This is a genomic window from Bradyrhizobium sp. SZCCT0231 (genome assembly GCF_018130245.1).
Taxonomy (GTDB): Bacteria; Pseudomonadota; Alphaproteobacteria; order Rhizobiales; family Xanthobacteraceae; genus Bradyrhizobium; species Bradyrhizobium japonicum_F.
In genome coordinates this window covers 45,999-59,053 of the sequence record NZ_JAFCKP010000014.1, presented here as the reverse complement: position 1 = coordinate 59,053, position 13,055 = coordinate 45,999, and the positions used below count along the sequence as shown (strand labels likewise).

General features: G+C 64.6%; 10 protein-coding genes. 4 read left to right on the top strand and 6 right to left on the bottom strand.

What is annotated here, in order from left to right:
• Nucleotides 1–2: 2 nt before the first annotated feature.
• The 4 genes from JQ566_RS26090 to JQ566_RS26075 form a co-directional block, all read right to left on the bottom strand.
• Entirely contained in the window at nucleotides 3–1,220 is a 1,218-nt protein-coding gene (locus JQ566_RS26090; protein ID WP_212377712.1) for a substrate-binding protein, read from the bottom strand.
• 4 nt (nucleotides 1,221–1,224) lie between these two features.
• On the bottom strand, nucleotides 1,225–2,082 hold the full coding sequence (locus JQ566_RS26085) for a branched-chain amino acid ABC transporter permease (protein ID WP_212377710.1): 858 nt from the start codon (nucleotides 2,080–2,082) through the stop codon (nucleotides 1,225–1,227).
• Between the two features lie 87 nt (nucleotides 2,083–2,169).
• Nucleotides 2,170–3,684, bottom strand: a complete 1,515-nt coding sequence (locus JQ566_RS26080) for an amidase (protein WP_212377708.1) — start codon at nucleotides 3,682–3,684, stop codon at nucleotides 2,170–2,172.
• Nucleotides 3,685–3,849: 165 nt separating this feature from the next.
• Nucleotides 3,850–5,034: a substrate-binding domain-containing protein gene (locus JQ566_RS26075; protein ID WP_212377706.1), complete on the bottom strand. Its 1,185-nt coding sequence runs from the start codon at nucleotides 5,032–5,034 to the stop codon at nucleotides 3,850–3,852.
• 179 nt (nucleotides 5,035–5,213) lie between these two features.
• Between JQ566_RS26075 and JQ566_RS26070 the strand changes: the two genes are divergently transcribed.
• Nucleotides 5,214–5,657 carry a MarR family winged helix-turn-helix transcriptional regulator gene (locus JQ566_RS26070; protein ID WP_212377704.1) on the top strand — a complete coding sequence of 148 codons (444 nt, stop codon included), beginning with the start codon at nucleotides 5,214–5,216 and terminating at the stop codon, nucleotides 5,655–5,657.
• Nucleotides 5,658–5,951: 294 nt separating this feature from the next.
• Here the strand turns inward: JQ566_RS26070 and secA are convergent, their stop codons facing one another.
• Nucleotides 5,952–8,792 carry a preprotein translocase subunit SecA gene (gene secA, locus JQ566_RS26065; protein WP_212377702.1) on the bottom strand — a complete coding sequence of 947 codons (2,841 nt, stop codon included), beginning with the start codon at nucleotides 8,790–8,792 and terminating at the stop codon, nucleotides 5,952–5,954.
• Between the two features lie 354 nt (nucleotides 8,793–9,146).
• Between secA and JQ566_RS26060 the strand changes: the two genes are divergently transcribed.
• The 3 genes from JQ566_RS26060 (at nucleotide 9,147) to JQ566_RS26050 (ending at nucleotide 11,844) form a co-directional block, all read left to right on the top strand.
• Nucleotides 9,147–10,055, top strand: a complete 909-nt coding sequence (locus JQ566_RS26060; protein WP_212377700.1) for a peptidylprolyl isomerase — start codon at nucleotides 9,147–9,149, stop codon at nucleotides 10,053–10,055.
• Between the two features lie 130 nt (nucleotides 10,056–10,185).
• Nucleotides 10,186–11,427, top strand: a complete 1,242-nt coding sequence (gene argJ, locus JQ566_RS26055; RefSeq protein ID WP_212377698.1) for a bifunctional glutamate N-acetyltransferase/amino-acid acetyltransferase ArgJ — start codon at nucleotides 10,186–10,188, stop codon at nucleotides 11,425–11,427.
• 6 nt (nucleotides 11,428–11,433) lie between these two features.
• Nucleotides 11,434–11,844, top strand: coding sequence for a (deoxy)nucleoside triphosphate pyrophosphohydrolase (locus tag JQ566_RS26050; RefSeq protein WP_212377696.1), 411 nt, complete (start codon nucleotides 11,434–11,436; stop codon nucleotides 11,842–11,844).
• Nucleotides 11,845–11,962: 118 nt separating this feature from the next.
• On the opposite strand, the gene JQ566_RS26045 is transcribed toward JQ566_RS26050, so the two are convergent.
• Nucleotides 11,963–12,832, bottom strand: a complete 870-nt coding sequence (locus JQ566_RS26045) for a methyltransferase domain-containing protein (protein WP_212377937.1) — start codon at nucleotides 12,830–12,832, stop codon at nucleotides 11,963–11,965.
• Nucleotides 12,833–13,055 lie beyond the last annotated feature (223 nt).

Sequence of the window (13,055 nt, the reverse complement as noted above, 5' to 3'; positions counted from 1 at the left end):
ACTCAGCATTCCTTGGGATCGACGAGGCCGTTGCTGCGCGCGACGATCTCGTAGTTCCCGCCCTTGGCAACCGCGGTGTACATCTTCATCTTGCAGTGCCGCTTGCCCGGCACCATCTCGGCGGGGCCGCCGGGACCTTCGGCGATCTTGGCATGGTCGAGCGCGGCGGCCACCGATTCACGATCGATCTTGCCGGCCTCCTTCACCGCGGCTTCCCACAGCTTGAGGCCGCGATAGGTGCCGGTCGCGGCGCTGCCGGCGGCGAAAAGGAAGTTGCCCGGGAAATCCTTCTCATAGGCTGCCTGGATCTTGGCGTCGAACGGGTTCTCCTTGGTCAGCACCTTGAAATAGTCGAGGCAGCTGGCGAGGCCCTCGATCTCCGCGGCCTGGTTGATGTTGAGCGTGTTCTCGTCATAGTAGACGCAGGCGAGCCGCCCGCCGTTCTTGAGGAAGCCGGCTTCATAGAGCTGCTTGAAGAACGGACCGACGCCCGGCGGAATGACGGTGTTGAAGACGACGTCGACCTTGTTGGAGACGATGCGGTTGACGGTCGCGGAAAAGTCGACCTGGTCGAGCGGGTAGTATTCCTCGAACACGACCTCGCCGCCGTTCTGCTCGATCACCTTGCGGGCATAGACGTTGAGCGTGTGCGGCCAGACGTAATTGGCGCTCGGCAGCGCGAACTTCTTGCCGCCGTTCTTGATCAGCCAGGGGATGAACTCGTCGCACTGCTGCGCCGGCGTCGGGCCGGTGCAGAACAGGTAGGGCGTGCACTCCTTGCCCTCGTAGAGCTGCGGATAGATGTACAGCGTCTTGCCGCGCGCCACGATCGGATCCTTGATCGCGTTGCGCATCGAGGAGGTGATGCCGCCGAGCACCATGTCGACCTTGTCGCGCTGAATCAGCTTGCGCACGTTGCCCACCGCAACGGATTCGTTGGACGCGGTGTCCTCGATGTAGAGCTCGAGCGGACGGCCGAGCAGGCCGCCGGCCGCGTTGATCTCCTTGATCACCATCTTGGCGACGTTGGCGTCAGCATTGCCGGCATAGGCGATCGGGCCGGTGAGGTCGGTGGCGATGCCGACCTTGATCGGGGCCTCGGCCGCATTGGCCCAGGGCGCCGGGATCACCCAGCTGCCGACGCCGGTGGCGACAGCGCCGGAGGCAAAGGCGAAATTGGAGAGGAAACGACGTCGCGTGAGCTGAGTGCGATCGAGCATGTGATTAAACCCCTTTTCCAGCGATGAGGCCCTGCGGGCGGAATTTGATGAAGACAATGGCGAGCACGAAGACGAGGACGTCGGCGACGACAGGCGCCATCACCCAGGGCAGCGCGGCGCTGAGCGTGCCGATGAGCCCGGCGCCTGCGACCGGGCCGATGAAGGAGCCGACTCCACCGACCATGACCGCGACAAAGCCCTGGATCAGGAAGCGCAGGCCGAGATCGGCAAACAGGCTGAACACCGGCACGATCAGCGCACCGGCAAGGCCGGCCAGCGCTGCACCAAAGGCAAAGGTGGCGCCGTAGATCAGCGGCGTGGAGATGCCGGATGCACGCGCCAGCGACGGGTTCTCCAGCGTCGCGCGCACGCGCAGGCCGAAGCTGGTGCGCGACAACAGCAGATAGCAGAGGCCCATCACCAGCAGCGTGATGATGATGATGGTGAAGCGCCAGGCCGAAATGTGCATCGCGCCGATATCGATCGAGCCGCCGATCGGCTCCGGCACGGTGAGATAGAAGCCGCCGATCAGGCCGCGCACGGATTCGCGGATGATCAGGCCGAGCGCATAAGTGCCGAGCATGGCGACGATCGGTGCGGCGTAGAAGCGGCGGATGATCAGCGCCTCCAGCGCGAAGCCGAGCGCGCCGACAACGAAGGGCGCCGCGACCATGCCGGCCCAGATCGGCAGGCCCTTGGCATAAGCGAGATAGGTGATGTAGGCCCCGAGCAGGACGAACTCGCCCTGCGCGAAGTTGAAGATGCCCATCATGCTGGCGATGATCCCGAGCCCCAGCACGATCAAGACGATGATCGCACCAAAGCTCAGGATCTCGAACGCCGCGACGAACGCGTTAGCCATGCGTTGGATTCTTGTTTTGACGCGTTTTCTTGACGCGAACCGGTATCCACTTCGCTCGAAGACGCTCTGTCTGCATCAACACCTCGCTCACATCTTCTTCCAGTCGCCGACCTGCTCGAAGGCGTGCGCGGCGCGGTAGATGGTGGATTCCTCGAACATGCGGCCGACCAGCATCAGGCCGACGGGCAGGCCATCGACCATGCCGCAGGGCAGCGACATCGCGGGATGATGGGTGATGTCGAACGGCGCAGTGTTCGAGATCATCTCGAGCGCCCTCGCGACGTATTCCTCGCGGCTGGCATTGGGCTCCGGCAGCTTGGTCGCCTTCATCGGCGTCGTCGGCAGCAGGAGCAGATCGTAGTCCTTGAGGGCCTTGTCGTAGGCCGCGGTGAGCCGGCGCGAGATGTTGAGCGCCTTGCCGTAGAAGCGTGGACCGAAATTGTTATTGATGTAGGTGCCGAGCATCATGAACAGCTTCGTGGTCTCGGACAGCGAGTCGGCCTGCCGGCGCCAGCCGCGATGAAAATCCATCAGCGAGGTCGAATAGAGATCGCCGCGGCTGAGGCCGTAGCCGTCGCCGAACATCATGGTCTGGGTCAGGCCTTCGGTGCCGATCGGGGTCCAGATCGCGCCGCCCAGAAGGTGCATCGGGATCGAGACGGTCTCTACGGTGGCGCCCAGATCCTTGAAGCGCTTCGCGGCCTCCCGCACGCTTTCATTCACCGCGGCCTCTGCGACCGGCTGCTCAAAACCTTCCTTGAGGATGCCGATCTTCATGCCCTTGACGCCCTGGCCGAGCGCCTTGGTGTACTCCTCGACCTTCGGCGCCTTGATCCTGGGATCGTAGCCGTCGTCGCCGGCGAGCACTTCGAGCAGCAGCGCATTGTCGGCGACCGTCGCGGTCATCGGGCCGGTATGGTCGACATAGATCTCGATCGGCATGATGCCGGTATAGGGCACAAGGCCCCAGGTCGGCTTCATGCCGTAGATGCCGCAGAACGAGGACGGCATGCGGATCGAACCGCCCTGGTCGCCGCCGATCGCCATGTCGACCTCGCCGAGCGCGACCACGACGCCCGAGCCCGACGACGAGCCGCCGGCCGAGTAGCCCATCTTGTGCGGATTATGCACCGGCCCGTAGGAACCGGTATGGCTGCCGCCGGACAGGCAGAAGTGCTCGCAATGGGTTTTACCGGCGATCTCTGCGCCGGCATCCAGCATGCGCGTGACGATGGTGGCGTCGAAATCGGGCATATAGCCTTCCAGCGTCGACGAGCCGTTGGTCATGGGCACGCCGGCCAGCATGATGTTGTCCTTGAGCGCAACGGTCTTGCCCTTCAGCTTGCCGCTGGCGGCGCCTTTCACGGTCGACTTGCGATACCAGGCATTGCGCGGGTTCTCCTCGGCCGAGGGCCGGTAGCCCGGCGTGCGCGGATATTTCACCTCCGGCACCTCGTCCGGCATCGCGGCAACGAGATTGTAGGCTTCGATCGAGCCCTGCATCAGGCCGCGGAACGAGGCGACGTCGTCATCGGACAGCGAAAGGCCGCATTGCTCGGCGACACTGCGAAGTTGGGCGGGCGTGGGAAGGACAACTGTCACGGCGCTCTCCTTGAAGGCTTCTTGATCCCTGGCGTTGAACGGAAGCCTCTCGCTCGCGCCTGCACGGCGCGGGCCAACCGGCTTCACGTCGATATTACAGACGGAAATATTTTCCTTTTCAAGTATTATTTCGCAAGATCGCTGCGGCGTATCGGCGGCCGCCTCTCAGAGCGTCTTGATGATCCTGAAGTCGAGACCGTCGGCTTCAGCGAGGTACATCGGCATCTCGGCGCGGCCGTCGCGAAGCGTCACGGGACCGCGGCCCGCCGAGTAGACGGTGTTGCGCGCGGCCTTCAGCAGCGGACGAAAGGCCAGCGAGCCGGCGCGGTTGGCGACGGATTCCAGGAAGCGCAGCCCCTCATAGTTCGACTGACCGACGGAGCCGACCGGCGGCGCGTTGGCACCGAACATGGAATAATAGGCGCCGAGGAACTCGTCATTGGCGCGCGAGGCCATGCCGTTGAAATAGCCGGAGGCGCAGAACAGGTTCTCGGTGTTGTCGGCGCCGATGCCGAGCAGCACGGTCTCGTCCATGGCGCCCGCGAGCCGCAGCGTCGAGGGGGCAAGGCCCGCTTCGGCGAAGGCGCGGTTGAAGGTGATGCTGTCTGTGCCGATCAGCGAGATCAGCACCACGTCAGGCTTGGCGGCGCGGATGCGCGCCAGATGCGGCTCGTGATTGTCCTCGCCGACGGGTACGAACTCCTCGCCAACGACCTGGCCGCCCGCCTCCTTGATGTAGCGCTTCACCGATCGATGCGACTGCCAGGGCCAGACATAGTCGCTGCCGATCAGGTACCAGCGCGCGGCCTTCTTGACCTCCGCGAGCCAATGGATCGCCGGCCGGCTCTGCCAGCGCGGCGTCTCGCCGATCGCCATGACGCCGGGCGTGCGCTCGCCGCCTTCATAGACCGGGGTGTAGATATAGGGGATGCGGTTGCCGGTGACCTTGCGCAGCGCAACGCGGACCGCGCTGATATGCGAGCCCATGATGAGATCGACCTCGTCGAAGGCGATCGCCTGCTCGGCGCGGCGCACCACCTCGTCGATCGGCCCGCCGGAATCGTAGATCGACAGCTCGAGCTCGCGGCCCAGAATGCCGCCGCGCTTGTTGATCTCGGCAACCGCCAGCATCGCGCTGTTGGTGGAGGTCGGGCCCCAGATCCCGGGCGAACCGGTGAAGGTGAGAAAATTGCCGATGCGCAGCTTGTTGCGCGCGCCGCGCCGCTTCATGAAATGCGCATCGACCGGAGACAAGTCGAAGTCAGCCGCCGACGACGACAGATTCCTGAACAGCAAGGACGGCGGCAACGCCGGGCCGCCGTGAGCCGGGAAGTTTACCGTCGCGCGCACGCCAACTCCTGTCTGGGACCAGACCTGAAAGCACATTGAGCAGGCGGCCGCGGCTTCCGCCCTTTTGTTGGGCAATGATCCTATTTTGAAAATATTGAATATTCAAGAATTGAAGTGCATATAGATGCAGCATTGATTGCAAGACATTCACTCAATTGGGTCAAGACGAAGTCTTAGCCGTGGCAAAACCGTCGAAAGAAAACTCCCCGATCACAGAACATCTCGCCTATCTGCTCGCGCAAGCCAACCGGGAGATCAACCGGCAGCTCGAACTGCGGTTGAGCAAGGAGGGCGTTCCGGTCGAGCAATGGCGCATCCTGAAAGTGCTGTCGGATGACGAGGGCCATTCGATGGGCGAGCTTGCGGACGCCGTGCTGCTCAACCATCCGACGCTGACCAAGATGATCGACCGCATGGTCTCCGACACGCTGGTCTATCGCGTGCAGGACCCGGGTGACCGCCGCAAGGTTTTGATGTTCATCTCCGACCGCGGCAAGGTGCTTTGCAAGAAGCTCAACTCGCTCGCGGTCGACCAGGAGGAGCACATCCTGGAGAGCTACGGCGACAAGTCGACGAGCGAGCTCAAGCGGCTGCTGGAGAGCCTGATCGACAGTTCGAATTGAGGGGCGCGCAGTAGCACGTCGCGCCGCACAGCCGTAGCCCGGATGGAGCGCAAGCGTAATCCGGGTCTTTTGCGCATGACGACAGATCCCGGATTGCGCTTCGCTCCATCCGGGCTACGGATTCAGGCAACATGCTCAACTGTCATCGCCCGATTCAATCGGGCGATCCAGTATTCCAGAGATTGATGTGATTGAGCCCAGAGGCCGCGGCGTACTGGGTCGCCCGGTTAAACCGGGCGACGACAGTGGAGAATGAGGCAACGACGTAGCGCCTCACGCCCGCGTAGCTAGCCGCTACGCATACCGCCCGTGACAGTGCTTGTACTTCTTGCCGCTACCGCACGGGCAGTCCTCGTTGCGGCCGACCTTGCCCCAGCTCGCCGGGTTCTTCGGATCGCGCAGCGCCGCGTCGGTGGCCTGGGCGCCGAGCGTGACGCTGGCGAGCGCCATCTCGTCCTCACCGGTGTTGGGGTCGAGCTTGTGCGCCTCCATCGGCGGCAGGATCGGGGCTTCCTGCTCCGGCGGGACGATCTCGACGCGCATCAGCTGCGCCGTGACGGCCTCGCGTAAGTGAGCGCTCATCTCCTGGAAGAGATTGAACGCTTCGGTCTTGTACTCCTGCAAGGGATCGCGCTGGCCGTAGCCGCGCAGGCCGATGACCTGGCGCAGATGATCGAGCATGATCAGATGCTCGCGCCAGAGATGGTCGAGCGTCTGCAGGAGGATGGTCTTCTCGACGTAACGCATCACGTCGGGGCCCCATTGCGCGACCTTGGCCGCCATATGCTCGTCGGCCTTGGTCTCGATGCGCGTCAGCAGCTCCTCGTCGGCGATGCCTTCTTCCTTGGCCCATTCGTCGACCGGCAGGTCGAGATCGAGCACGCGCTTCAATTCGTCCTTGAGCCCGGCGACGTCCCACTGCTCGGCATAGGCATGCTCGGGCACGTGCTTGGCGACGAGGTCGTCGATGAAGGCGTGACGCATGTCGGCGACGGTCTCGGCGACGCTCTCGTCCCTCATCAGCTCGACGCGCTGATCGAAGATCACCTTGCGCTGGTCGTTCTGGACGTTGTCGAACTTGAGGAGGTTCTTGCGGATGTCGAAGTTGCGCGCCTCGACCTTCTGCTGCGCCTTCTCCAGCGCCTTGTTGATCCAGGGATGGATGATGGCCTCGCCCTCTTGCAGGCCGAGACGCTGAAGCATGCTGTCGAGACGGTCCGAGCCGAAGATGCGCATCAGGTCGTCTTCCAGCGACAGGAAGAATTTCGAGCGGCCGGGATCGCCCTGACGGCCGGAACGGCCGCGCAGCTGGTTGTCGATACGGCGGGATTCGTGGCGCTCGGAGCCGATGATGTAGAGGCCGCCGGGCTTCTTCACGGTCTTGGCGGGCTTGGATCCCTTTGCCGGTTCGACCTCGACGGTCTCCTCCGCCTTCAGCACGAGGTCGCGGAAGTGCTCGATATCGGCCTTGATCTGCTCGATCTTGTTGGCCTTCTCCGCCTCGTCGGTGATATCAGCAGTCTCCTGCTGGATGCGCATTTCCAGGGAGCCGCCGAGCTTGATGTCGGTACCGCGGCCGGCCATGTTGGTGGCGATCGTGATCGCGCCGGGCACGCCGGCTTCGGCGACGATATAGGCTTCCTGCTCGTGGAAGCGCGCGTTCAGCACCGCGAACAGCTTTGCCGGCTTGCCGGCACGGGCCGCGGCATAGAGCTTGTCCAGCGCGCTCTCCTTGCCGAAATCGATCTGCTTGTAGCCGTTCTTCTTGAGGAATTCGGCGAGCACCTCCGACTTCTCGATCGAGGCCGTGCCGACCAGCACCGGCTGCAGCCGCGCATTGGCACGCTCGATCTCGGCGAGGATGGCGCCGTATTTTTCCTTATGGGTGCGATAGACCTCGTCGTCTTCGTCGAGGCGCGCGATCGGCAGGTTGGTCGGGATCTCCACGACCTCGAGCTTGTAGATGTCGAACAATTCGTCCGCTTCGGTCGCGGCGGTGCCGGTCATGCCCGCCAGCTTCTCGTACATGCGGAAGTAGTTCTGGAAGGTGATCGAGGCCAGCGTCTGGTTCTCGGGCTGAACCTGGACGTGCTCCTTGGCTTCCAGCGCCTGGTGCAGGCCTTCCGAATAGCGGCGGCCCGGCATCATGCGTCCGGTGAACTCGTCGATGATGACGACCTCGTTGTCGCGGACGATGTAGTCCTTGTCGCGCGTGAACAGCGTGTGGGCGCGCAGCGCCTGGTTGATGTGGTGCACGACGGAGACGTTCTCGACGTCGTAGAGCGACTCGCCCTTGAGCTGGCCGGCATCGCGCAGCAGCGTCTCGATCTTCTCCATGCCGGCTTCGGTCAGCGTCACCGTGCGCTGCTTCTCGTCGACCTCGTAGTCGGACTTGTCGAGCTTGGGCAGGAAGCCGTCGATGGTGTTGTAGAAGTCGGAGCGGTCGTCGAGCGGACCGGAAATGATCAGCGGCGTGCGCGCTTCGTCGATCAGGATGGAGTCGACCTCGTCGACGATGGCGAAGAAGTGCGGCCGCTGGACCATGTCCTCGAGCCGGTACTTCATGTTGTCGCGGAGATAATCGAAGCCGTATTCGTTGTTGGTGCCGTAGGTGATGTCGCAGGCATAGGCGGCCTTGCGCTCGGCATCGTCGAGCCCGTGCACGATCACGCCGGTGGTCATGCCGAGGAAGCCGTAGATCTGGCCCATCCAGCCGGAGTCGCGGCGGGCGAGGTAGTCGTTGACGGTGACGACGTGGACGCCCTTGCCGGCGAGCGCGTTGAGGTAGACCGCAAGGGTTGCGACCAGCGTCTTGCCTTCGCCGGTCTTCATCTCGGCGATGTCGCCCTCGTGCAGCACCATGCCGCCGATCAGCTGGACGTCGAAATGACGCTGGCCGAGCGTGCGCTTGGCGGCCTCGCGCACCGTGGCGAAGGCGGGCACCAGGAGATCGTCAAGCGTCTTGCCCGCGGCGAGTTGCTTCCGGAATTCGGCGGTGCGGGCCTTGAGCGCCTCGTCGGAGAGTTTCGAGACCTCGGGCTCCAGCGCGTTGATCGCGTTGACGCGGGACTGATATCCCTTCACCCGCCGGTCGTTGGCGGAGCCGAAAAACTTGCGGGCGAGCGCGCCGATCATGCTTAGTTCCTGTGTTCGCGATTTAACCGCGTTGCAGCCAAGAAGTTGTCACCCGCCTGCCTATCAACTCACCGTGACGCTTCGCGGCGTCAGAGCCCGGACCGCGGGAGTCATCCGCCATATGGGTGGGAATTGGGCAAGTCTGGGTTCAACGGCCAAAAACGCAGCAAAATAAACGCCATCGCCATGGTCGCGACCGGGCAGAGATATGGCCCGGTCAGGGCCTTGTCAACGGCGGGCGCATTGCGGCTAATTCATCATTTTGACAGACTTTTCGCGTTGCCAAGCCCCCCTGAATTGGGCGAGTGTCCGCCCCGCTCGAGCAGCCCCCCTGCTTCAACATAAGGATTTTCCATGACCACCTCGTTCCCGGTAATCACCGGCCAGCGCTTGCGCCATGCGTCCGCCCTGGCTGGCAGCCTCGCTCTGGCGCTGTCCCTGGCGTTCGCGGGCCCGCTGCGGGCCGCCGATGATCCGGTGCTTGCGAAGGTCAATGGCGCGGAAATCAAGAAGAGCGACGTCACCATGGCCGAGGAGGAACTCGGGCCGAGCCTCGCCCAGATGGACCCGGCGACCAAGGACGAGAACGTCCTGTCCTTCCTGATCGACATGAAGATCGTCAGCAAGGCTGCCGAAGACAAGAAGATCGCCGACAGCGAGGAGTTCAAGAAGCGCCTGGCCTTCGCCCGCAACCGGCTTCTGATGGACAGCCTGCTCGCCAACGAGGGCAAGGCCGCCACCACGCCGGACGCCATGAAGAAGGTCTATGAGGAGGCCGCCAAGCAGATCACCGGCGAGCAGGAGGTGCGCGCGCGCCACATCCTGGTCGAGACCGAGGACGAGGCCAAGGCGGTGAAGGCCGAGCTCGACAAGGGCGCCGATTTCGCCGAGCTCGCCAAGAAGAAGTCCAAGGACCCGGGCTCCGCCGATGGCGGCGACCTCGGCTTCTTCACCAAGGACCAGATGGTGCCGGAGTTCTCGGCCGTCGCCTTTGCGCTCGAGCCGGGCAAGATCTCCGATCCCGTGAAGTCGCAGTTCGGCTGGCACATCATCAAGGTCGAGGAAAAGCGCAACCGCAAGGCGCCCGATTTCGAGCAGGTCAAGGCCCAGATCGAGCAGTACGTGACCCGCAAGGCCCAGGCCGAGTACGTCGCCAAGCTGCGCACCGAAGCCAAGGTCGAGCGGCTCGACCAGCCGGCGGCGGACGCGTCCAAGGACGCCAAACCCTCCGATAGCAAGATGGCTCCGCCGGCGAAGAAGTAAGAATTCGCTGTCACTTCGCGGACGCCAATAGTATCTAACGTCGCAATGGCCGGGCCTAAAGTGCGAAGCACGTCTTTGCACTTGATGGTCCGGCCATCTGCATATCCAGACCTCACCAAGGCGCCCCGCGATGTCCTCAACCGTCTCCCCGCTCGCCCCGAAACACGTTCCCGACATGCCTGTGATCGCAGGCGTCCGCCTCGCGACGGCCGAAGCCGGCATCCGCTACAAGAACCGCACCGACGTGCTGCTGGCGGTGATGGACAAGGGCACCGCCGTCGCCGGCGTCTTCACCAAGTCGAAATGCCCGTCGGCGCCAGTGGAATGGTGCCGCGCCAAGCTGAAGGGCGGCAAGGCGCGCGCGCTCGTGGTCAATTCCGGCAATGCCAATGCCTTCACCGGCAAGACCGGCCGCGCCTCCACCGCGCTGACCGCGAAGATCGCGGCCAAGGCGGTCGGCTGCAGCGAGGGCGAGATCTTCCTGGCCTCGACCGGCGTGATCGGCGAGCCGCTGGACGCGACCAAGTTCGACGGCGTGCTCGGCCGCCTCGCCGAGACCGCCGAGCCCGGCGATTATCTCGCCGCGGCCAAGGCGATCATGACCACCGACACCTTCCCGAAGGTGGCGACCGCCACCGTCAAGCTCGGCAAGGCCAAGGTCACCATCAACGGCATGGCCAAGGGCGCCGGCATGATCGCACCCGACATGGCGACGATGCTGTCCTTCGTCTTCACCGACGCGCCGATCGCGCCCGCCGCGCTGCAGGCCCTGCTCAAGAGCGGCGTCGAGGACACGTTCAACGCGGTGACGATCGACGGTGACACCTCGACGTCGGACACGCTGCTGGCCTTCGCCACCGGCGCCGCCGCCGAGCACGGCGCGCCGAAGATCAGCCGCGCCAGCGATCCGCGCCTGAAGGCTTTTGTGAAGGCCTTCAATCAAGTGCTCGCCAATCTTTCCGAGCAGGTGGCCCGCGACGGCGAAGGCGCGCGCAAGCTGGTCGAGATCACGGTCGAGGGCGCCAAGACCAAGGCCTCGGCGCGCAAGATCGCGATGTCGATCGCCAACTCGCCGCTGGTGAAGACCGCGATCGCCGGCGAGGACGCCAATTGGGGCCGCGTCGTGATGGCCGTCGGCAAGGCCGGCGAGCCGGCCGACCGCGACAAGCTCTCGATCTCCTTCAACGGCATCCGCGTCGCCAAGAGCGGCGCGCGCGATCCCGACTACGACGAGGCGCAGGTGTCGGAGGCGATGAAGGCCCCGGAGATCGCGATTCTGGTCTCGCTCGGCCTCGGCAAGGGCCGCGACCGCGTCATGACCTGCGACCTCACCAAGGAGTATGTGGCGATCAACGGGGATTACAGGTCGTAAGGCAGCATGGCCGATCTCAAACTGACACTGGTGGTGGCCTGCGCGCTGGTCGACGCCGACAAGCGCGTCCTGATCGCGCAGCGCCCCGAGGGCAAGGCGCTGGCGGGCCTGTGGGAATTCCCGGGCGGCAAGCTCGAAATGGGCGAGCGGCCGGAGCAGAGCCTGATTCGCGAGCTCCATGAGGAGCTCGGCATCGCCGTCGCCGAGCCGTGCCTGGCGCCGTTGACCTTCGCCAGCTACGGTTACGAGACCTTTCACCTCCTGATGCCGCTCTACATCTGCCGGCGCTGGGAAGGCCTGGTGACACCGCGCGAGGGCCAGAACCTCGCCTGGGTCCGCGCCAACAGACTGCGCGACTATCCGATGCCGCCTGCGGACATTCCGCTGATCCCGCATCTGATTGATTTGCTGATGTGAGTTGCACCGTGCCCCGGACGCAGCGCGAAGCGCTGCAGAGCCGGGGCCCAGAGACCGCAGACTGGGTCCCGGCTCTGCGCAGCAGCGTAAGAACGCTGCAGCGCGTCCGGGACACGACTCACTCCTTCCCCGCCTTCTTCACCGCCTCCGCCAGGCTCGCTTTCGCCGATCCCGGCTTCAGCGGCTGCTGCTGGCTCGCATGCGGGGCCCAGCCGGAGAGCCAGATGATGTCGAACGTCGCACGGATGCGCCCGTCGGCATCGGCAAAGCGCTCGGCGTAGATTTCGGCCATCCGCAGCAGTGTCGCGCGCCGGCTCGGCGTGCGCCGCCGCTCGATCAGCACGTTGGCTGCGCCCATGCGGCGGAGATCCTGCATCAGCGCGAACGCATTGCCATAGCGCACCACGACACGGTCGACGTCGGTCACCGGCAACGCAAAGCCGGCCCGCTGCAGCAGCGCGCCGATGTCGCGAAGATCAGCGAACGGCGCCACGCGCGGCGACACACCGCCCTCGCATTCGGCTTCCGCCGCGGCAAAGGCCTGGCGCAGCTCGGTCAGGCTGTCGCCGCCGATCATCGCGGCGAGCAACAAGCCGTCCGGCTTCAGCGCCCGGCGGACCTGCGCAAGCACGCCCGGCAGGTCGTTGACGAATTGCAGCGCCAGCGCCGAGACGACGAGATCGAGGCTCTCAGGCGCGAAAGGCAGTTTTTCCGCGCCGGCCGCATCAATCGCGATGTGCGCGATCGATGGAAGCCGCGCGTATAGGACTTTGAGACCTTCGCCGGGCGTCCAGAGATCAGCCGGTGCGTGAAACTCGCGCATCACTGCGGCCAACCGGTCCGACATGTCCTCGGCGACCCGATCGAGCAGGAAGCTCACGGCACCTTGCGCCTGCGCACGCCGCTGCCGTGCGTGCAGCAAGACACGATCGAACAAGGCGGGCGGGGTTTGCGGGGTCTGGGCCATGCCGCTGGTTACGCCGATCATGCTGGTCATGGCAATCCACTCTCGTGTCCCGGACGCGCTGCAGCGCCCTTAGCGCTGCTGCGCAGAGCCGGGACCCATGCATCGGCGCATGCGGATCTCTGGGCCCCGGCTCAGCAGCGCACCACACCGGACGATGCTTCGCATCGCCGGGAGCGGTGCGCTGCGTCCGGGGCACGAGACCGAATTCCGCTGCTTGAGCCGAATGTCGCTCGGCGCTAGCCTT

What these genes read in the sequence shown, in the direction of transcription:
- JQ566_RS26090 (WP_212377712.1), bottom strand. Translation starts at nt 1,220, where the DNA reads ATGCTCGATCGCACTCAGCTCACGCGACGTCGTTTCCTCTCCAATTTC.
- JQ566_RS26085 (WP_212377710.1), bottom strand. Translation starts at nt 2,082, where the DNA reads ATGGCTAACGCGTTCGTCGCGGCGTTCGAGATCCTGAGCTTTGGTGCG.
- secA (WP_212377702.1), bottom strand. Translation starts at nt 8,792, where the DNA reads ATGATCGGCGCGCTCGCCCGCAAGTTTTTCGGCTCCGCCAACGACCGG.
- JQ566_RS26060 (WP_212377700.1), top strand. Translation starts at nt 9,147, where the DNA reads ATGACCACCTCGTTCCCGGTAATCACCGGCCAGCGCTTGCGCCATGCG.
- argJ (WP_212377698.1), top strand. Translation starts at nt 10,186, where the DNA reads ATGTCCTCAACCGTCTCCCCGCTCGCCCCGAAACACGTTCCCGACATG.
- JQ566_RS26050 (WP_212377696.1), top strand. Translation starts at nt 11,434, where the DNA reads ATGGCCGATCTCAAACTGACACTGGTGGTGGCCTGCGCGCTGGTCGAC.
- JQ566_RS26045 (WP_212377937.1), bottom strand. Translation starts at nt 12,832, where the DNA reads ATGATCGGCGTAACCAGCGGCATGGCCCAGACCCCGCAAACCCCGCCC.